The following is an 18,792-nucleotide window of genomic DNA, read 5'->3' as shown; positions in this document are numbered from 1 at the left end:
CGACGAGCGATCACTGGGCGCGGGCGGGGAGCGGCTCCTCGGTGATGGTGCCGTCGGTGATCGCGAGGACGCGGTCGGCGTGGTCGATGACGATCGGGTCGTGCGTGGCGACCAGGACGGTGACGCCCTCGGCGGCGATCACGGCGCGGAGCAGGGGCATGATCGCGCGGGAGGTCTCCGAGTCGAGCTGGCCGGTCGGCTCGTCCGCGAGGAGGAGCCGGGGCCGCGACGCCAGGGCCCGCGCGATCGCCACCCGCTGGCGCTGCCCGCCGGACAGCTCGTAGGGACGTTGACGGGCGTGGTCGGCGAGCCCGACGAGGGCCAGGAGGGTCTCGACGCGCTTGTCGCGCTCGGCGGGGGCGGTGCGGGCCAGGCGCAGCGGGACCTCGACGTTCTCGGCCGCCGACAGGACGGGGATCAGGCCGTGCGACTGGAAGACGAAGCTGATCGTCTCGCGGCGCAGCCGGATGAGGCCGTCCTCGTCGAGGGAGGTGACGTCGTGGCCGTCCAGGCGGACGGTCCCGGAGTCGGCGGTGTCGAGGCCGCCGATCAGGTTGAGCAGGGTGGTCTTGCCGGAGCCGGAACGGCCCTTCAGGACGACCAGTTCCCCGCGCTGCACGGTGAACGAGACGCCGCGCAGGGCCTGCACCTCGACCTTGCCCGTCCGGTACGTCCGCACGAGGTCGGAGACGACGAGGATGGGATCGGAGGCGGCCGGAACCGCCCCGGAGACGGCCGGAACCGAGCCGGAGACGGCCGGAACCGAGCCGGAGACGGCCGGAACCGGTCCGGAGGCGGTCGGGGTCGGGTCACTCACCGGGGTCCTCCTCCGCCGGGTGGACGGCCACGTGGTCGGTCTCCAGGTCCAGCCGGACCCGGTCCCGCATGTCGAGCGCGTCGATGAAGCGGCGCGGAAGCTGGACGCGGCCGACGCGGTCGAGGACGGCGTACTCCTCGGCGACCCGGACGGTGCGGCCGTCGGCGTCGACCGTGCTGCGCCGCCGGACCTCGCTGCTGGTCCGGCCGTCACGGATGCCGACGGTGCGCTCGACCTGCTCGGACACGTGCGGGTCGTGGGTGACGATCACGGTGGTGGTGCCGAGTTCGGCGTTGACGCGGCGCAGCGCGTCGAAGACCTGCTCGGCGGTGGCGGAGTCGAGCTCGCCGGTGGGCTCGTCGGCGAGCAGGACGTCCGGCTCGTTGGCGACGGCGACGGCGATCGCGACGCGCTGCTGCTGGCCGCCGGACAGCTCGGCCGGGCGGCGTCCGGCCAGCTCGCCGATGCCGAGGACGCCGAGCAGTTCGGCGGCGCGGGCGCGGCGGTCTTGCCGGGACCGCCCGGCGAACCGCATCGGGAGCTGGACGTTCTGCTCGGCGGTCAGGTAGGGCAGCAGGTTGCGGGCGGTCTGCTGCCAGACGAACCCGACCTTCTCGCGCCGGAACGTGAGGCGCTGCGCGGCCTTCATCGTCAGCAGGTCGATCCCGCCGACGCGGGCGATCCCGGCGGTCGGGACGTCGAGTCCGGACAGGATGTTCAGCAGCGTGGACTTCCCCGAGCCGGACGCGCCGACGATGGCGATCAGCTCGCCGGGGTCCACGAGCAGGTCGAGGCCCTGGAGCGCGACGACCTCGATGCCGTCGGCCTTGTAGATCCGGACGAGGTTGTCGCACACGATGTGCGCGCCCTCGCCGTAGACGGGGCCCCGGTCGGTCGCGCGGCGTTCGAGTTCCGCGAGGCTCGGGGTCTCGGTCATGTCTCCTCCCCCGTTCGAAGCACTTCGCCCAGCCGGTGGCGGGCGTCGAAGAGCCGGTCCACGAGCACCGCGGCGAGCCCGGCGACGGCCAGGACGGCGGCCAGCGCGGCCAGGTGCAGGGGTTCGACGGCGTGGTTGGACGCCGCGAACCCGAGCGTGTAGGGACGCAGGTTCACCACGGGTCCGGTCAGGCGCGGCAGCAGCATGCCGACGAGCCATCCGCCGAGGACGGCGCAGAGCACGACCGGGCCGATCTCGATGAGCGCGAGCGTCCGGCGTTGCGCGCGGCTCAGCCCGAGGACTTCGAGGTGCGCGATGGCCCGTCCGCGTTCGCGCGCGCCCACGAGGAGGACGAGCAGCACCGACAGCAGGCCGTACACGACGACGATGAGCGCGCAGTCGGCGAACGCCTGGTGGACGACCCGGACCATCGGCCCCTGCTTGAGCTGCTTCTCGACGTCCCCCTGGTAGCGGATGAAGGACGGTCCGATCGAGTTGGCCGCGAAGTCGGGCACGGCCTTCCGCGCGGTCCGGTCGAGCGCGGCGCGGTCGATGCCGCGTCCCTGGACGAACACCCTGGTCGGGAACGAGTCGATGTCCCGGAGCCGCTGGTACGGGATGATCACGTACGGGGTGGTGGCGTCCTGGCCGGGGAAGCGGTTGACGATCCCCGCCGGCCGGACGGGCAGCACCTTGTTGAACCAGTTGAGCGTCGTGGGCTTCGTCCCGACGTACTGGACGGCCGCGGGGGACACCAGCATCGCGTCGGGGTCGGACGGCGCGTCCGGGACGAACCGGGCCGCGCCGCCCGCGATGGCCCGCAGCGCGTTCAGATCGACGGCGAGCACGGTGACCTCGGGTTTGCCCTCGCCCGCGGCGCCGCCGACGCTCGCGTCCGGGATCGACCGGAGCGGCACGGCCGCGGTCACGCCGCGCACGGATCTCAGCCACTGGGGCAGCCGGTAGTCGAACTGGGTGGCGGTGACCTGGGCGTCGGAGCCGACCGCGTACCAGGCGCCGGTGCCCTGGCCGCGCTGGAGCGCGGCGTCCACGGTCGCGCCGAACCCGGCGACGGCCGCGGCGAGCAGCAGCACGACCAGCGGGAGGGCGGTCACGACCTGCTGCCGGGACGCGCGGGCGAACCCGACGAATCCGACCATGGACCGGCCGCGTCCGAACAGCCGTCCGGCGAGCCGGAGCGGCCAGGGGAAGCCGCGCAGCACGATCAGCGCGGACGCGACGCCGAGCAGCACCGGGACGGCCCAGACCAGCGGATCCGCGCCGAGTTGCGCCTGCGCTGCGAGGCCGCGGCGGCGCAGCACGACGAGGCTGATCACAGCGAGGGCGAGCACCAGCAGCTCCAGCACGAGCCGCCGCCGGGACGCCTTGGGCGTGACCGTCTCCGGACGCCGCGTCGTGAGCGTCGCGCCGCGGTTCCAGCGCGCGGCGAGCACGCACGGGAACCCCACGGCGAGGACCGCGACGATCGCCGCCAGGTAGGCGGAGACGATCTGCGTTGGCCCGGCATGGACGAGCAGCCCGGCGCCGTAGCCGATCGCCGCTCCGGGCAGCAGCGTCGGCGCGGTCAGCCAGCCGACCGTCCGGCACAGCTGGAAGAGCGAGGAGCCTCGCGCGCGCATGACGCCGAGCGCGCCGCGCAGCCGTTCGGTGAACAGCGCCAGCCCGAGCAGCAGCGCGCCGACGAGCACGGCGGCGAGGCCGCTGAAGGCCAGCCCGGTGATCACCTGGGCGGTGGCGTACTGGCCGACGAAGTCCTTGATCCGCGTGTCCAGCGGGGTCTGGACCTGGCAGGGGAAGATGTCCTGCCGTCCGGCGACGGCGACCCGGTACCGGTCGAGGTCGCGGGACAGGTCCGGCATACCGGAGGCCGTGATCCCGCCCGGATTCAGCGGGAAGCGCCAGGTGTAGGTGAACTTGCCGTTGTACCTGGTGAGGAACTGCGAGTAGGCCGCGGAGTTCATCAGCGCGCCGCCGACGAGCACCTCGCTGCCGTTGCCACTCACCTCGACGTGCGGGTTGACGGTCGATCCGCGGGCCGCCCAGTAGCCGTCCCCCGGGTCGTTCGGCCGGATGATCTGGGAGACGGTCAGGTCGATCGGCGCCGCGCCGTGGTCGAACCGGACGACCGAGCCGATCTTGAGACCGAACTGCGCGGCCGTCTCCGGGGTGATCGCGATCTCCGGACGGGCCGGGTCCGGGTAGGCGGGCCCTTGAACCGCGCGGTAGGGACCGGTCGGCTCCGAGTTGGCGGTGAGGCCGAGGACGGCGGGGCGCTGCCCGGCCGGCCGCGCGATGCGGGCGCCGGAGGCGAACGCGAAGGCGTCCGCGCCCTGCGTCGCGCGGGCGAGCCGCGCGGGCATCATGCCGTGCCACGTGTCGCCCTGGGGCGCCATGCCGGCCGGGTTCGGGAACATGCCGAGCCCGATCGGACCGCCGGCCTCGCCGGACACCGTCACCGAGGCGTCCCTGCCGCCGAGCAGGCCCGCCGCGGCCCGGTCGTAGCCGTGGACGGCGCGCGCCGGGAACACCACGGCGAGCGCGGTCGTGACCGCCGCCATGACGGTCACCGCGAGCAGCGCCGCCCAGTGCGTCCGGGCGAGCCGGAGCCGGGGCCCGTTCATCGGTCCTCCCCCGCGCGCAGGTCACCGCCGAGGCCGCGCCTTCGCAGCACCCGGATCACCACCGCCAGGACAAGGCCGAGCATCACCGCGACCCCGGCCGCGAGGCCCGCCACCGCGAGCCACGGGACGACCAGCTCGGCCGGCGGGTAGGGCTTGGACGCCTGGACGGTCAGGACGATGTGCGGGACGACGAGCCGCGCCACGACGAGCCCGAGCACGAGCCCGCCGGCCAGGCCGAGCCCGACGAGGATCGCCTGCTCGACCGCGAGCATCCCGGACACCTGCCGCTGGTGCAGGCCGAGCGCGCGCAGCACGGTGAACTCGCGCGCTCTCTCCCGGACGGCCACGGCGGCGTTCACGGTGAACGCGATCAGCGTGAAGGCCAGCGCGGCGCCGAAGCCGAGCAGCAGCGCGCCCTGGAGGGACGCGGCGAGCGGCGCGTCCCGCAGCTCCCGGCGGAGCTGGACCCGGTCGGCGGCGACGTCGCCCCAGGCGTCGTGGTCGCGGAGCTGCGCGGCGGCCGGGGCCGTCCGCGCGTCGCGCACCGAGAGCCACCATTCGTCCGGGTTCGCTCCGGTGTCGGAGGACGCCCCGGCCGCCTGCCAGCGGTCGGCGAGCGTCGGCAGGTCGACGAGCGCGCCGCCGGTCCCGGCGTCGAGCCCCGGCAGCGCCGGGACGATCGCGGCGACCTTGATCGGCTGCTGGCCGGTGCCGAGGTGGACCTGGACGGTGTCGCCGACCCTGGCGTGCGCCTGGTCGGCAAGGGCGCGGTCGATGACGCCGGTCACGGCCGGGAGCGGCGCGATCGCGCCCGACTGCTCGTTGTCGTGCGGCGGGGCGTCGGCGCGCGCGACGAACATGTTCACCCGCGCGGTCGGTGCGCCCGGCGGGAAGCCGGACAGCACGGTCGCCGGGATCGAGGAGGTCAGGAGCACGTTCGGCCGCTGCGTGGCGGTGACCTTCCCCATCTTCGCGCCCGGTCCGGTGCCGTCGTCCCACCACAGGTCCCAGTTCGCGCCCTGCGGGAGCGCGGCCGGGCCGCCTCCGGGACCCTCGCCGCGCGCGCCGAGCACCTCCAGCGTGAGGGGGCCGTGGAGCGGGTTGTCGCCGTCCGACCAGCGCAGGCCGCGCAGCGACAGCGGGTAGGAGATGGCGCCGTCCGGGCCGGCGAGGGACGTGACGTCCACCGTGGAGGTCCGGGTCCTGCCGTCCGCCTTGAGGCCGGTCAAGTCGATCGAGTGGGCCACGCCGCGCGCGTCCTGGAGGATCGCGGTGACCTCGTAGGTGGCGGCGTACGGATCCCAGGGGGCGAAGTAGGCGTCGGGCGGCAGCGGCGGGGCGGAGCCGGCCGCGGTCAGCCGCAGGTCCATGGCCAGCTTGGCGGGCCGTCCGGGCAGCGGGACCAGGTGCGTGGCGGGCCGCGCGGCGGCGAGCGTGCCGAGCTTCAGCGCTCGGGCGAGGTCGGGACGCACCCGCAGCACGTCCCCGAGGTTGCGGATGTCGGTGGCGAGCAGGAAGCCTTCGGCGTTGCCGTAACTGGCCGATCGCCGCGTGACGGGGAGGGCCTTCGTGACGCCGGGCAGGGAGGCGTAGCGTGCGCCGCGTCCGAGCGGGCCGAGCGCGACGTCGCCGGACGGTTCGTTGACGCGCAGGTCGGCGGCGGCGCGGAAGTCGGCCTGCTCGGTCTGCGAGCGCCGCCACGTGCCCATCGTCGTCGCGGACAGCACCCCGACGGCCATCGCGAGGACGAGCAGCAGCGCCGGCCCCGCGTACCGCAGCGGACGCCGCGCGACCTGCCGGGCGCCGAGCGCGGGGGCGAGGCCGCGTCCGCGCGAGGTGAACCGCTCGGCGACGCGCGAGGTGACCGGGACGAGCCGCAGCATCAGCACGCCGCCCGCCAGCAGCGCGAGCGCGGGACCGGACACGATGAACGGGTCGACCCCGCCCGCGCCGGACACGCGCGGCGTGCTGCCGTAGCGGGTGAGCTGCCAGACGCCGAGCCCGGCGACGACGAGCAGCGCGAGGTCCGCGCCGGTGCCCGCCCACGCGCTGCGCCGGCCGCGGCTGATCGCTGCCTCGGTCTCCACGAACGTCCCCCGGACGGCCCGCAGCGTCGGGACGGTCACGGCGGCGACGAACGCGAGCGCGGCGATGCCCGCGACCGTCCAGAGCGTGCTCGGCGAGCCGGCGGACAGCCGGATTCCCGTCGCCCTGACGGCGGGCGCGTGCCCGGCGAGCCGCAGCAGCGGATCCGCGAGCAGCGGCCCTATCAGCACGGAGGGCAGGACTACGGCGAACCCTTCGGCGACGGTGATTCCGGCGAGTTGCCGCATTCCCGCACCGCGCGTGCGCATGAGCGCGAGCTCGGTGCGGCGGTGGTCGGCGAGGAGCCTGGCGACGAGCAGCCACGCGTACCCGGCAAGCAAAATCAGCTGGAGCACGGGCACGAACATGGTGGAGCGCGCTACCAGGACGGCGCTCGCGAGCTGCTCGGCGAGCTGCGGCAGGTCGGTGGTGACGGCGAAGGTCGTGCCGTCGCCGTACCTGCGCAGCGAGGTGGTCGCGTCCTGCATGCGGTGCCCGAGCGCCCGGAGGCCGGAGACGTCCAGGTGGGACAGGTCGTTGCGGACGAACCACGTGACGTCGCCGCCCGCCGCGGCGAACCGCGCCCGGTACGCCTCGGGCGTCAGGACGAGCGGCCCGTAGGTCGTGTAGTTCTGCTGGTCGGCGCCGGTCGTGACGAGCCGGTCGCGGTGCCAGAGGTAGTCGTCCTGGCGGAGCACGTCGAACGTGCCGACGACCCGCACCTTGACGGCCGAGGTCCTGTCGACGCGTCCGTGGACGGTGAAGACCGCGCCCGGCTTCAGCCCCGTCGAGCGGGCGGCGGCGCTGGGCAGGACGGCTTCGGCGACGCCGTGGGACGTGGCGGCGGGCCAGCGTCCGGACGTCAGTTTCGCGTGCTGCTCGATGCCCGAGTAGGTCGCGAACTTCGTCAGCTCGGGATGCTGGGCGCGCTCCTGGCCGGGCAGCGTGTAGGTGTCGCTGTGCGCCGTCGTCTCCAGCCGGTACGGGATGTCCCCGTACGTCCGGCGGAGGGAGGCGTCGAGCTGCCTGCCGGTCTCGGCGTTCTGGCCGGGCAGGACGGTCACCACGACCGTCGCGCCGATCTGCGCGTCGCGCGCGAGCGTGCGGTGCAGGCCGTCGCGCGTCACCGCGCCCGCGTAGCCGACGAGGGCCGCGAGGACGGTCGTGGCGAACAGCGCGGTGGCGCAGGCCGCCGAGACCAGGGTCCGGTCGCCGGCCATCCGCCGCAGTACCAGCCCCGGATGCCACATAGACGCCGATGATCAGGTGAACGTGAACCGTGCCACAAGTCCCTGTCATCGTTTCTTGGACAAACCGCAACCTTCACCGGATAGGCCCCGACAGCTCCCCCTCTATCGGCCTGACCCAAACCGCGCGGTTCAGCCGACCGGAGTGGCGGCGCAGGCGTACAGCAGCTCACGGAGACCGGGCAGCGCCTCCCGGTCCGACCGCCACACCAGTCGCAGGCTGATGTCCGGGACCGGCAGGTCGAGCCCGGCCAGGGACCCCTGCCGCAGCGCGTCGGCGACGGCGAAGCCGGGCAGCAGCGCGATCCCGAGCCCCTGCTCCGCCCACGCCCGCAGCACCGGCACACCCCCGGCGCGCACGCGCGTCGGCCCGGGTCCGAGGAACCGGTCGGCGGCGAGCCGGAACGAGCAGTTCTCCACGTTGACCAGCAGCGACTGCCCGTCCAGATCGTCCGGACGGAGATCGCGGCGACCGGCCAGCGGGTTGTCCGGCGCCGCCACGACGACGAGCGGGACGGGTTCGACGTCCACGAACGTCAGCGGCTCCTCGGGCGGGGCGAAGCCGAGATCGCCCAGCGCGTCGCCGGTGTCGAGGAGCAGCGCCACGTCGAGCGTCCCGCCGATCACCTCGGCCAGCAGCTCGTCCCGGACGCCCGAGGCGCGGATCTCGGTGGCGACGTCCGGGGATCGGGCGGCCAGGCGGGCGAGCACGCGCGGGACGAGGGTGGCGGCGATCGTCTCCAGCGCGCCGAGGCGCAGGGCCGACGCCGTGCCGACGACCTCGCGGCGGGCCTGGTCCGCCGCGTCCAGGAGGCGTCGCGCCCAGGTCAGCATCCGCTCGCCGGACGGCGTGAGCCGCATCCCGCGCGCGGTCCGTTCGAAGAGCGGCACGCCGAGGCCGTCCTCCAGCGCGCGGATCCTGGCCGAGACGCTGGACGGCGCGAGATCGAGCGCGTGGGCCGCGTCGGTGACCGTCCTGTGCCGGACGACGGCCTCGAAGATCCTCAGTTGCCGAAGCTCCATGAGTCGCTCCCACCACGACCGTTCGGTTTTTCCGAACACAGCGTACGCGACGGCCGGTGGAACGGGACGCCGCCTCCGCCGATGCTGGGCCGCATGACGATCACCGCTACGACGAGGCGCGCGCGGGCCGGGACGCGGACGATCCCGCTGCTCGGCGTCTCCCTCGGCTATTTCATGGTGCTGCTGGACATGACCGTCCTGTCGGTGGCCGAACCCGACCTGGCTTCCTCGCTGCACGCCTCGGTGTCCGGATTGCAGTGGGCGACGACCTCCTACACCGTCGTCTTCGCCGCACTCCTGCTCACGGCCGGTGCGGTCGCCGACCGCTTCGGGGCGCACCGGGTGTTCCGCTCCGGAATCGCCGCGTTCGGGGTTCTCTCGCTGCTGTGTGCGGCGGCGCCCGGACTGTGGACGCTGGTCGCGCTGCGCGGTCTGCTGGGCGTCGCGGCGGCGGCCTGCGTCCCCGCCTCGATGGCGATGATCACGCGCCTCTACCCGGACGCGCCGGACCGGACCCGCGCGCTCGCGACCTGGGCCGCGATCAGCGGCAGCGCGGTCGCGGCGGGTCCCGTGCTCGGCGGCCTGCTGGTCGGGGCGGCGGGCTGGCGCGCGGTCTTCGTCGTGAACGGCCCGATCGCGGTCGCGGTGCTCGCGCTGACGGCGGGCGCGGCGGTGCGCTGCCCGCGCGGCACGCGGCGGATCAACGTGCGCTCGCAGCTCGCGGTCTGCGCCGTCCTCGGCCTCGCGACGGACGCGCTGATCGCGGCGGGCGCGAGCGCCTGGCCGCACGCGGCGATCTCCGCCGTCGCCGCGATCGCCGCCGCGGTCGTCCTCGTGGCGCTCGAACGCCGGGCTCGCGGCAAGGCGGACGCGGAGGCGGTCGTGAACCCGGCGCTGCTGCGCAGCGGCGGCGTGCTGATGGGGCTGGGCGTCGGCGCGGCGGTCAACTTCGCGCTGACCGGCGACCTGTTCGTGCTGCCGCTGACGCTGCACCGCGGGCCGGTCGCGACCGGGCTCGCGATGCTGCCGATGACCGTGCCGTTCATCCTCGGGCCGCCGATCACCGGACGGATCGTCGCGCGTTTCGGTCCCCGGCCCGCCCTGCTCGGCGGGACGACGCTGCTCGCGGTCGGCGGTGTGCTGCTGGCCTGCCACGTCCTGACCGCCGGACTGCTGCTGACCGGATGCGGGGTCGCGCTCGCGCTCCCGTCGCTCGCCGCCGCCGTGATGGCCGCCGCGCCGGACGGCACCGCCGGGTCGGCGGGCGGGCTGCTCAACGCCGTCCGGCAGTGCGGGGCGACGCTCGGCGTCGCGGTCGCGGGGGCCTTCGCCACCTCGCATCCCTCGGTGGCGCTGCTCGTGCCGGGCGTGGTCTGCGCGGTCGCCGGCCTCTCCCTCGCCCTCGGCTGACGGAGGTCAGCGCTTGCGGCGGACCTTGATGTCGCGCATGTCGGTGACGACCGTCCTCAGCACCTCGTACGGGTAGCCGTACGCGTCGAGGGCGGCCAGGGCGGCGAGGCCCGCGTCGTCCTCGTCGTCGTCCGGGCCGGCCGGGACCTGGACGCGGAAGGTGAAGACCGAGAACGAGCCGTCGCAGGTGAAGGTGCCGCGTTCGGTGAAGGCGGTGTCGAAGGCGTCGCCGCTGCTCAGGGCGGCGCGGGACGCGTCGTCCAGGTCGCCGAACTTGCCGCGCACGGACACGCGGAAGGCGTTCATCTCGTTTCGTCCTCTCGGGTGGCGCGGGTCTCGCGGACGGCGCCGGTCTCTGGGGTGGCGCGGGTCTCGCGGGCGGCGCCGGTCTCTGGGGTGGCGCGGGTCTCGCGGGCGGCGGAGGGCTCGCGGACGGCGGAGGGCTCGCGGACGGCGGAGAGCTCGCGGGTGGCGTAGGTCAGGACGCGGTCGCCGAGCAGCGACTCCAGCACGTCCAGCAGCTCGTGCATGGCGGCGGCGATCTCGCCCGGCGGCTCGTCGCGGGCGGTGCGGGCGGCGATCTCGGCGAACATCTGCTCCTGCACCCACGCGATCTGCGCGGCGACGAGCCGGGGCAGCAGGTCGTCCGGGGACGCGCCGGCCGCGGCGGCCAGCTCGGCGGCGAGGGCCTCGCGCATCTCCGCGCCGACGCGGTCGAAGCGCGCGAGCAGCGTCGGGGACTCCTTCACCATCCGCATGAACCGGCCGTAGCCGAGGGTGAGGCCGACGCTGCGGTCGCGGCGGCTCAGCTCGCCGTGCAGGTTCCGCAGGACGGCCCGCGCCGCCGACTCCCCCGGCTCCCGGTCCCGGACGAACGCGGCGAGCCGGTCGCCGGACGCCTCGCCCTCCGGGAGGACGAGGTCCTCCTTGGCGCCGAAGTAGTTGTAGACGGTCTTCACCGACACGTCCGCCGCCTCGGCGACCTCGGCGATCGTGACGGCCTCGAAGCCGCGCTCCACGAACAGCCGGGTCGCGACCTCGGCCAGGTGCCGCCGGGTCGCGCGCTTCTTCCGCTCACGCAGGCTCTCCGTCACGGCCGACAGCTTACACGCCATACGAAACTTATAGTCAGTTGTAAATTTCGCATCTGCTGTGCTTTCCTGTCGGGCATGACCTCCCCTGTTCTCGACGTCCGCGGGCTGACCCGCACGTTCCGGCTGCGGTCCGGGGACGTCCACGCGGTGCGCGGCATCGACCTGGCGGCCGAGCGCGGCGAGATCCTCGGCGTCCTCGGCCCGAACGGCGCCGGCAAGACGACCACCGTCCGGATGCTCGCCACGCTGCTGCCGCCGTCCGGAGGCCGGGCCGTCGTCGCGGGCCGCGACCTGCTCGCCGACCCCGCCGGAGTGCGCGCCCGGATCGGGTACGTCGCCCAGTCCGGCGGCCTCGACCCGCACTGCCCCGCCGGCGAGGAGCTGGTCACGCAGGGCCGGATGCACCGGCTGTCCCGCGCCGAGGCCCGCGCCCGCGCCGCCGAACTCGCCGCCGACCTGAACCTGACCGACCTCCTCGACCGGCCGACCGCCGCGCTCTCCGGCGGCCAGCGCCGCCGCCTGGAGATCGCGCTCGGCCTGGTCAACCGGCCCGAGGTGCTCTTCCTGGACGAGCCGACCACCGGCCTCGACCCGGGCAGCCGCGCCGACCTGTGGGACCTCGTCCGGCGCGTCCGCCGCGACCACGGCACGACCGTCCTGCTGACCACGCACTACCTGGACGAGGCCGACGCGCTCGCCGACCGCCTCGTCGTCGTGGACGCCGGAGCCGTCGTCGCCGAGGGCACCCCGGCCGAGCTCAAGGCCGCGCACGGCGCCGGGACCCTCCAGGACGCCTTCCTCGCCATCACCGGACGCGCCTCCCACGCGCCCGCCGCCGTCTAGGACCCGCCATGAACCGACTCCTCACCGACACCGGCGTGATCTTCGGCCGCTCGCTGCGGCAGACGCTCCGCTCGAAGACCGCGCTGACCTTCGGCATGCTGCAACCGCTGCTGTTCCTCGCCCTGATGGGCCCGCTGCTGTCCAAGCTCGACCTGCGGACGGGCGGGACGTCCTGGCAGGCGTTCGTGCCGGGGCTGCTCGTCCAGCTCTCGCTGCTCGGCGGGATGTTCGTCGGGCTCGGCATCCTCGTCGAGCGGCAGGTCGGCGTGATCGACCGCATGCGCGTCACCCCGCTGCACCCCGCCGCGCCGCTCCTCGGCCGGATGCTGCGGGACGTCGTGCAGCTCGTCCTCCAGTCGGCGCTGCTCGTCCTGCTCGGCGTCGCGTTCGGGCTGCGCGCCCCCGTGGGCGGCGTGCTGCTCGGGTTCGTGTTCGTGGCGCTGCTGTCGGCGGCGCTGTCCATGCTGTCCTACGGCCTGGCGATGAACGTGCGGACCGCGCCCGAGTTCGCCGCGATCGCCAACACGACCGTCCTGCCGCTGATGCTGCTCGCGGGCCTGCTGCTACCCATGACGCTCGCGCCGGGCTGGCTGGACGGCGCGTCGCGCGTCGTCCCGTTCCGCTACACCGTGGACGCCGTCCGGCACCTGTACCTGGGCGAGTACGCCGACCGGACGGTCCTCACCGGCCTCGCGGTCACCACGGCGCTGGCCGTCCTCGGCCTCGCGGGCGGTCTGGCCCTTTTCCGCAGGTCAGGCAGTACGCCATGATTTCCGGAAAAAACTTCGGGCGTCATGTCGATCCGGCCCTCCCTCGATCGACGCCCTGGTGAAGGCGACACCGAGCGAGAAGGAGAAGGCCATGCGGTTCCTCATGATGACGGTCGACGACGGCACCCCCCAGGAGCAGCCGGACGAGGCGCTCCAGGCCGAGATGGGCGCGTTCATCGCCGAGCTGAGCAGGTCGGGCGTGCTGCTCGCCACCGGCGGCCTCGACCCGCGCGCCACCCACATCGTCGCCAGGGACGGCAAGGCCGAGGTCGTCGACGGCCCGTTCAGCGAGTCCAAGGAGTTCGTGGCCGGTTTCGCGCTCATCGAGACCCGCACCGAGGAGGAGGCCATCGAGCTCTCCCGCCGCTTCTGGTCCATCGTCGGCAGCGGCCGCGGCACCATCCAGCGCGTCTACGGCCCCGAAGACACCCCCACCCCCTGACCCACCCCTCCCCCACGCCCGCCGCGCCCAACGCGCGGCGGGCGTGCTGCTGTCCGCGCGGGGCTGCCGCTCGCGGGGGGAGCGTGTCGTTCGCGGACGCCCGGCCGCTCGCGGACGCGCCGCCGTTCGGGCGGCGCGTCGCCGCGTGGGCACACTGCCGCCCGCGGGCCCGTGCCCTCCGCAGGCGTGCTGCTGTTTGCGGGTCCTTGTCGCTTGCAGGCGCGCCGCCGTTCGCGAGCGTTGCCGTTCGCGCAGGCCCGTCCCGCCCGCAGGCGCACTGCGTTCACGGGCGCGCCGCCGCCCGCGGGCGTGTTGCTGTTTGCGCGTCCTTGTCGCTTGCAGGCGCGCCGCCGTTCGCGAGCGTTGCCGTGCGCGCAGGCCCGTGCCGTCCGCGGACGCGCTGCGTTCACGGGCGCACTGCCGCTTGCGGGTGTGGGGCTGCTTGCGGGTGTGTTGCTGTTCGGGTGGGGAGGTGTTCTGATCGGGCGCGTGAGGGATGTGGAGCGGACGGTCGAGGCGGTGTGGCGGCTGGAGGCGCCGCGGATCATCGCGGGGCTCGCGCGGCTGGTCAACGACGTCGGGCTGGCCGAGGAGCTGGCGCAGGACGCGCTCGTCGCGGCGCTGGAGCAGTGGCCCGGGCAGGGCGTCCCGGACAATCCCGGCGCGTGGCTGATGTCGGTCGCCAAGCGGCGCGGGATCGACCGGATCCGGCGCGAGCAGACGTTCGCGCGGAAGGTCGAGGAGATCGGGCAGGCCCTGGAGGCCGCGACCGAGATGCCCGAGCCGGACGAGATCGCCGACGACCTGCTGCGGCTGGTGTTCACGGCCTGCCATCCGGTGCTGTCGCGGTCCGCGCGGGTGGCGCTGACGCTGCGCATGCTCGGCGGCCTCACCACCGACGAGATCGCGCGGGCGTTCCTGGTGCCCGAGGCGACCGTCGCGCAGCGGATCGTCCGGGCGAAGAGGACGCTGAGCGCGTCGGGCGTCCCGTTCGAGGCGCCGGAGGGGCCGGAGCGCGCGGCGCGGCTCGACTCGGTGTTGGAGGTCGTCTACCTCGTGTTCAACGAGGGGTACGTGGCGACCGCCGGGTCCGACTGGCTCCGCGTCGATCTCTGCCTGGAGGCGCTCCGCCTCGGACGGCTCATCGCCGAGCTCGCGCCGCGCGAACCCGAGGTGCACGGGCTCGTCGCGCTCATGGAGATCCAGGCGTCGCGCACGCGCGCGCGGGTGGACGAGGACGGCGCGCCCGTGCCGCTGCCCGACCAGGACCGCGGCCTCTGGGACAGGCTGCTCATCGCGCGCGGCTTCGCCGCCCTCCTGCGCGCCCAGGAGATCGGCGCCCCGCCGGGCCCGTACGTGCTGCAAGCGGCCATCGCCGCGTGCCACGCGCAGGCGGCGTCCGCCGAGGAGACCGACTGGGAGCAGATCGCGGGCCTGTACGAACTGCTCGTGCGGGCCGAGCCGTCCCCGGTCGTGCAGGTGAACCGGGCGTTCGCGCTCGGGATGGCGTTCGGGCCGCGGCGCGGCCTGGACCTGCTCGACGCGCTCGCGGACGTGCCGTCCATGAAGGGCTACCACCTGCTGCCGAGCGTGCGCGGGGACCTGCTCGCGCGGCTCGGCGAGCGGTCCGGCGCGGCGCGCGAGTTCGCCCGCGCGGCCGAGCTGACCAGGAACGAGGCCGAGCGGAGCGTCCTGCTGAAGCGGGCCGCCGAACTTTCTTAGAAAAAACTTCCGGCGGGTGTCGATCGGGGCGGCGGCCGATCGACGCATGAGCGAGACGGAAAACAAACCGGAAGGACCCCAGCCATGGCCACCGCCACCACCGCCGTTCAGACCAGCGTCACGACGACCCGCTCGCGCCGCCGGTCCGTCCTGTGGGTGCTCCAGATCCTCGTCGGCGCGTTTCTGCTGGTCGGATCGGCGATGCCGAAGTTCGCCGGCCAGAAGGACGCGGTCGAGACCTTCGCCGAGATCGGGATCGGCCAGTGGTTCCGGTACGTGGTCGGGGCCCTCGAGGCGGCCGGGGCGATCGGGCTGATGGTCCCCCGGCTGGCCGGGCTCGCCGCGACCGGGCTGATCGGCCTGATGGTCGGGGCCGCGATCACGCAGGTCGTCTGGCTGGTCCCGGCCTGGGCGGCGTTCCCGCTGGCGCTCGGCGTGGTGTTCGCCCTGGTCGCCCGCGACCGGCGCGCCGAGACCCGCGCCCTCCTGACCGCCCTGCGCGGCTCGCGGAAGTGAGCAATCGGCGGATCAGACCCCGAACGCGACGAAGGCGGACGGCCCGGGCACCCCACGCGCCCGGGCCGTCCGTATCCGGGATGGTCGGTCGGCCGCTCCCGCCGGTCAGCAGTTGCTCTGCGCCGGCTTGCCGTTGAAGCGGTCGGCGAGGAAGGCCGTCACGTCCCCGGCCGCGCCCCAGTCGGTCGTGAGGTGCTCGGTCGGGTAGGTGTTCTTCCAGGTCGTGTTGATGCCGGCCTTGCAGTAGGCGTCGTGCGTGGCGTCCTCGGTCTCGTGCGGGATGATCTCCTCCAGCCAGCCGCGGTACTGGAACACCGGGAAGCCGATCTTGTACTTCGCCCCGGACGACGCCGGCCCGATGTCCACGCCGAGCTTCTGCCGGTCCACGATGTCGCCCCAGGACGTCCCATCCGGGCCCTTGAGCGCGTAGATCTGGTCGAGGGTCAGGTGGTCGGTGGAGTAGTTCTCCACGTGCGCCCCCGCGAACACCGCGAGCGTCCCGTACAGGCAGTTCGACTTGACGTCCTGGATCGCCTTGCGGCCCGCGTCGTTCATCAGGCTGTCGAACGGCATCTCCGGGTAGGCGCTGTGCAGGCCGACGAGGGCGTCGGCGGCGAAGCCCGCGAAGGCGCCGCCGTTGAGGAACTTCGCGGTGACCTTGAGGTCGCCGGGAACCCCGCCCGCCGCCGCGCCGACGACCTTCAGCTCGGGCGCGTAGGACGCGGCGAGCTGCGCGCCCCACAGCGACGCCTGGCCGCCCTCGGAGTAACCGGAGATGCCGACCGGGCCGTCCGCGGTGAGGGTGCCGCCGGGGATCTTCCGGGACGCGCGGACGATGTCGAGCAGCGCGTGCCCGGCGTTCTGCCCGACCACGTAGGTGTGCGTCGAGTCCTTGAGGTAGCCGACGCCGTCGGTCGCGGCGACCGCCATCCCCGCCTTCAGGAACAGGCCGAGGTTGCCGCCCTCGTACATGTCGACGTACTGGCCCGCGAGCTGCTTGGAGAACGCGCACTGCTGGCCGAGGCCGAGCGTGCCGGGATTGAAGGCGACCGTGGGCCGCGCGCCGCCGCCCGGCCACGCCGCGTCCGGGATGGCGACCGTCCCGGACACCGCGATCTTCTCGCCCTTGACGTTCGTGGAGACGTACCGGACCTTCCACGCCTTCATCGGGATGTCGCCGGGAATGTTCGACAGCTTGGTGGGAGCGCAGGCCAGCAGGTCGCCGGCATTTCCGGTGACACCGACCGACGGGGCGTAGATGTCGTCGTCGGTCGCGGTGCACCCGCTCGGCGCGGCGGCCGGGGCGGCGGCCGGGGCGGCGGCCGAGGCCGCGGGCGGAAGCGCGACGGCGCCCGCGACGCTCGCCGCCCCGAGGACGGCCGCACTGATCATGGACCGCAGTTTCATCGCCACTCACTCCTGGGAGCCGGAAAGTGATCGGTGACGACTGTGGCGCAGCGGATCAGCGCGGCGGTACGCAGCCAGGCAACAGGAGTGCCCCGCCGGTTAGCATCCGGTCACAACGAGGCGAGGACGGAGTCGACCGCGCGGACGTAGGCGTAGAACGCCGCCGTGCGGTGCCGGGGGTCGGCGATCCAGGCGGCGTCGAGGCGCCCGCCCCTGAAGAACGCCTTGCGCTGCGCGGTGGTGATCTCCAGCTGGACGCCCTTGCCGCGCGCGTTGCGGTTGCAGATGTTCTTCGGGTCGTTGCCGTCGATGCGTCCGGGCGGCGCGGACACCGTGAAGCCCTTCGCGCGCAGCGCCCTGGTGATCTTCTGCGCCAGCGCGGCGTCGCGGCCCCCGACGTAGGTCGTGGCGGTGTCGCCCTTCGCCGCGTGCCACGACACCGTGTACTTCACCGTCTTCAGGAGCTTCAGCGCGCGCGGCTCGTCGAAGTGGGTGGAGGTGATGTGGAGCGCCTGGTTGCCGGACTTCTTGAGGCCCTCGAACGAGTAGAAGGCGTCCTTGCCGGTGCTGGACGCGTAGTCGGCGAGCTGCGTGGTCGGCGGCTCGATCTGCCCGCCGTGGATCGCGATCTGCGCGACGCGGGCGCCCTTCGGCGTCCGCTGGACGCGCCTGTAGTCGCGTCCCTCCTTCTCGTGCCGGGCGAGGTCGGCGTAGTTCCTGTACCTGTCGGCGGCGGCCGAGACCTGCGCGGCGACGGGCCTGGCGTTCGCGACCGCGCCGGACGAGGACGAGGCGCCTCCGCACGCCGACAGCGGCAGCACGGCGACGACCAGCCCCGCGGCGGGCAGCAGCTTCTTCACGAGGACACTCCTAGATCAGAACCGTTAGACCGGCCGGCGTCTCGACCGGTCGGGAACTCGAAAGTCGGGGTGGAGGGCCGGAGCAGCCGGTCAAGGCAGCCGGTCAAGGCAGCCGCTCGGCGGTCAAGGCAGCCGCTCGGCGGTCAAGGCAGGCACTCGGCGGTCAAGGCAGGCACTCGGCGGTCAGGAAACCGCCGCGCACGCCCTCCGGGGGCGTCCTGCCGTAGGACGCCGCCGCCTCGGCCAGGACGTGCCGCTCGACGCGCCAGCCGTGCTCTTCCAGCCACGCGGTGGACGCTTCGCCGAGCCCGCCCTTCCACAGCGGCCCGGCCGGGAACTCGTCCGGGTCGGCGCGTGCCTGCTCGATCAGCCATGCGGTGCCCGAGCCGTCCTCGAAGGCGAGCCGGCTGCCCGGCGCGGACTCCCCGTCGATGCCGTCCAGCAGCGCCGCCGCGTCGTCCCGGGACAGGTAGATCAGCAGCCCCTCGACGAGCCACGCCGTCGGACGGGACGGGTCGAACCCGGCGTCCCGCAGCCGGGCCGCCCAGTCCTCGCGCAGGTCGGCGGCCACGGCGACGCGGCCCGCGCGCGGCTCGGCGTCGCCGAGCGTGGCGTCCTTGAACGCGAGCACGTCGGGCAGGTCGGCCTCGAAGACGCGGACGCCGTCCGGCCAGTCGAGCCGGAACGCGCGCGTGTCGAGCCCGGCCGCGAGCAGCACGACCTGCCGGATCCCGGCGGCGGTGGCGGCGAGCAGGTAATCGTCGTAGAACCGGGTACGGATGACCACCTGGAAGATCATCAGGTTCCGCACCTCGTGGCCGGCGCGCGGCACGACGGGCGGCCCCGCCGCGCCGAAGGACGCGGCGAACGGGTCGGCGAAGAGCCGGTCCGGACGGCGGTGCTCGACGGCGCGCATCCGGGCGACGCTCAGCGCGGTCCGCCCGACTCCCCGCAACGGCTGGTCCATTCCGATCACC

At 74.1% G+C, this 18,792-nt stretch carries 16 protein-coding genes; 6 read left to right on the top strand and 10 right to left on the bottom strand.

Going from position 1 to position 18,792, the window contains the following annotated elements:
* Window positions 1-10: 10 nt before the first annotated feature.
* From ACFPCY_RS26530 to ACFPCY_RS26510, 5 genes are all read right to left on the bottom strand, one after another.
* Complete coding sequence (locus ACFPCY_RS26530) at window positions 11-817, bottom strand: ABC transporter ATP-binding protein (RefSeq protein ID WP_378259549.1); 807 nt, start codon at window positions 815-817, stop codon at window positions 11-13.
* Window positions 810-1,754, bottom strand: coding sequence for an ABC transporter ATP-binding protein (locus tag ACFPCY_RS26525; protein ID WP_378259548.1), 945 nt, complete (start codon window positions 1,752-1,754; stop codon window positions 810-812). The genes ACFPCY_RS26530 and ACFPCY_RS26525 overlap by 8 nt, the downstream gene beginning before the upstream one ends.
* On the bottom strand, window positions 1,751-4,396 hold the full coding sequence (locus ACFPCY_RS26520; RefSeq protein ID WP_378259547.1) for an FtsX-like permease family protein: 2,646 nt from the start codon (window positions 4,394-4,396) through the stop codon (window positions 1,751-1,753). The genes ACFPCY_RS26525 and ACFPCY_RS26520 overlap by 4 nt, the downstream gene beginning before the upstream one ends.
* Window positions 4,393-7,731, bottom strand: coding sequence for an FtsX-like permease family protein (locus tag ACFPCY_RS26515; RefSeq protein ID WP_378259546.1), 3,339 nt, complete (start codon window positions 7,729-7,731; stop codon window positions 4,393-4,395). The genes ACFPCY_RS26520 and ACFPCY_RS26515 overlap by 4 nt, the downstream gene beginning before the upstream one ends.
* A gap of 129 nt (window positions 7,732-7,860) precedes the next feature.
* A complete protein-coding gene (locus tag ACFPCY_RS26510) occupies window positions 7,861-8,751 on the bottom strand; it encodes a LysR family transcriptional regulator (protein WP_378259545.1) in 891 nt (296 codons plus the stop codon).
* Between the two features lie 93 nt (window positions 8,752-8,844).
* On the opposite strand from ACFPCY_RS26510, the gene ACFPCY_RS26505 reads away from it, so the two are divergent.
* On the top strand, window positions 8,845-10,161 hold the full coding sequence (locus tag ACFPCY_RS26505; RefSeq protein ID WP_378259544.1) for an MFS transporter: 1,317 nt from the start codon (window positions 8,845-8,847) through the stop codon (window positions 10,159-10,161).
* Window positions 10,162-10,167: 6 nt separating this feature from the next.
* Here the strand turns inward: ACFPCY_RS26505 and ACFPCY_RS26500 are convergent, their stop codons facing one another.
* On the bottom strand, window positions 10,168-10,467 hold the full coding sequence (locus tag ACFPCY_RS26500) for a DUF6204 family protein (RefSeq protein WP_378259543.1): 300 nt from the start codon (window positions 10,465-10,467) through the stop codon (window positions 10,168-10,170).
* The gene (locus ACFPCY_RS26495) at window positions 10,464-11,255 is read right to left on the bottom strand and encodes a TetR/AcrR family transcriptional regulator (protein WP_378259542.1); all 792 of its coding nucleotides are present in this window, start codon (window positions 11,253-11,255) and stop codon (window positions 10,464-10,466) included. The genes ACFPCY_RS26500 and ACFPCY_RS26495 overlap by 4 nt, the downstream gene beginning before the upstream one ends.
* Before the next feature lie 75 nt (window positions 11,256-11,330).
* Between ACFPCY_RS26495 and ACFPCY_RS26490 the strand changes: the two genes are divergently transcribed.
* The 5 genes from ACFPCY_RS26490 (at window position 11,331) to ACFPCY_RS26470 (ending at window position 15,548) form a co-directional block, all read left to right on the top strand.
* Complete coding sequence (locus tag ACFPCY_RS26490) at window positions 11,331-12,098, top strand: ABC transporter ATP-binding protein (protein ID WP_378259541.1); 768 nt, start codon at window positions 11,331-11,333, stop codon at window positions 12,096-12,098.
* 8 nt (window positions 12,099-12,106) lie between these two features.
* Window positions 12,107-12,868: an ABC transporter permease gene (locus tag ACFPCY_RS26485; protein ID WP_378259540.1), complete on the top strand. Its 762-nt coding sequence runs from the start codon at window positions 12,107-12,109 to the stop codon at window positions 12,866-12,868.
* A 91-nt stretch (window positions 12,869-12,959) separates the two neighbouring features.
* Window positions 12,960-13,310, top strand: coding sequence for a YciI family protein (locus ACFPCY_RS26480; RefSeq protein WP_378259539.1), 351 nt, complete (start codon window positions 12,960-12,962; stop codon window positions 13,308-13,310).
* Window positions 13,311-13,799: 489 nt separating this feature from the next.
* The gene (locus tag ACFPCY_RS26475; protein ID WP_378259538.1) at window positions 13,800-15,032 is read left to right on the top strand and encodes an RNA polymerase sigma factor; all 1,233 of its coding nucleotides are present in this window, start codon (window positions 13,800-13,802) and stop codon (window positions 15,030-15,032) included.
* 84 nt (window positions 15,033-15,116) lie between these two features.
* Window positions 15,117-15,548, top strand: coding sequence for a DoxX family protein (locus ACFPCY_RS26470; RefSeq protein WP_378259537.1), 432 nt, complete (start codon window positions 15,117-15,119; stop codon window positions 15,546-15,548).
* 105 nt (window positions 15,549-15,653) lie between these two features.
* On the opposite strand, the gene ACFPCY_RS26465 is transcribed toward ACFPCY_RS26470, so the two are convergent.
* From ACFPCY_RS26465 to ACFPCY_RS26455, 3 genes are all read right to left on the bottom strand, one after another.
* Window positions 15,654-16,955 carry a lipase family protein gene (locus ACFPCY_RS26465; RefSeq protein WP_378259536.1) on the bottom strand — a complete coding sequence of 434 codons (1,302 nt, stop codon included), beginning with the start codon at window positions 16,953-16,955 and terminating at the stop codon, window positions 15,654-15,656.
* 110 nt (window positions 16,956-17,065) lie between these two features.
* Entirely contained in the window at window positions 17,066-17,815 is a 750-nt protein-coding gene (locus tag ACFPCY_RS26460) for a poly-gamma-glutamate hydrolase family protein (RefSeq protein WP_378259535.1), read from the bottom strand.
* Window positions 17,816-17,978: 163 nt separating this feature from the next.
* The gene (locus ACFPCY_RS26455; protein ID WP_378259534.1) at window positions 17,979-18,782 is read right to left on the bottom strand and encodes an SAM-dependent methyltransferase; all 804 of its coding nucleotides are present in this window, start codon (window positions 18,780-18,782) and stop codon (window positions 17,979-17,981) included.
* Window positions 18,783-18,792 lie beyond the last annotated feature (10 nt).

The organism is Actinomadura gamaensis (assembly GCF_042652125.1).
GTDB lineage: Bacteria > Actinomycetota > Actinomycetes > Streptosporangiales > Streptosporangiaceae > Spirillospora > Spirillospora gamaensis.
Note: the sequence above shows the minus strand (reverse complement) of the source record. Positions and strands in the feature narration are given on the sequence as shown.

What these genes read in the sequence shown, in the direction of transcription:
- ACFPCY_RS26525 (WP_378259548.1), bottom strand. Translation starts at nt 1,754, where the DNA reads ATGACCGAGACCCCGAGCCTCGCGGAACTCGAACGCCGCGCGACCGAC.
- ACFPCY_RS26520 (WP_378259547.1), bottom strand. Translation starts at nt 4,396, where the DNA reads ATGAACGGGCCCCGGCTCCGGCTCGCCCGGACGCACTGGGCGGCGCTG.
- ACFPCY_RS26515 (WP_378259546.1), bottom strand. Translation starts at nt 7,731, where the DNA reads ATGTGGCATCCGGGGCTGGTACTGCGGCGGATGGCCGGCGACCGGACC.
- ACFPCY_RS26510 (WP_378259545.1), bottom strand. Translation starts at nt 8,751, where the DNA reads ATGGAGCTTCGGCAACTGAGGATCTTCGAGGCCGTCGTCCGGCACAGG.
- ACFPCY_RS26505 (WP_378259544.1), top strand. Translation starts at nt 8,845, where the DNA reads ATGACGATCACCGCTACGACGAGGCGCGCGCGGGCCGGGACGCGGACG.
- ACFPCY_RS26500 (WP_378259543.1), bottom strand. Translation starts at nt 10,467, where the DNA reads ATGAACGCCTTCCGCGTGTCCGTGCGCGGCAAGTTCGGCGACCTGGAC.
- ACFPCY_RS26490 (WP_378259541.1), top strand. Translation starts at nt 11,331, where the DNA reads ATGACCTCCCCTGTTCTCGACGTCCGCGGGCTGACCCGCACGTTCCGG.
- ACFPCY_RS26485 (WP_378259540.1), top strand. Translation starts at nt 12,107, where the DNA reads ATGAACCGACTCCTCACCGACACCGGCGTGATCTTCGGCCGCTCGCTG.
- ACFPCY_RS26480 (WP_378259539.1), top strand. Translation starts at nt 12,960, where the DNA reads ATGCGGTTCCTCATGATGACGGTCGACGACGGCACCCCCCAGGAGCAG.
- ACFPCY_RS26470 (WP_378259537.1), top strand. Translation starts at nt 15,117, where the DNA reads ATGGCCACCGCCACCACCGCCGTTCAGACCAGCGTCACGACGACCCGC.
- ACFPCY_RS26465 (WP_378259536.1), bottom strand. Translation starts at nt 16,955, where the DNA reads ATGAAACTGCGGTCCATGATCAGTGCGGCCGTCCTCGGGGCGGCGAGC.
- ACFPCY_RS26455 (WP_378259534.1), bottom strand. Translation starts at nt 18,782, where the DNA reads ATGGACCAGCCGTTGCGGGGAGTCGGGCGGACCGCGCTGAGCGTCGCC.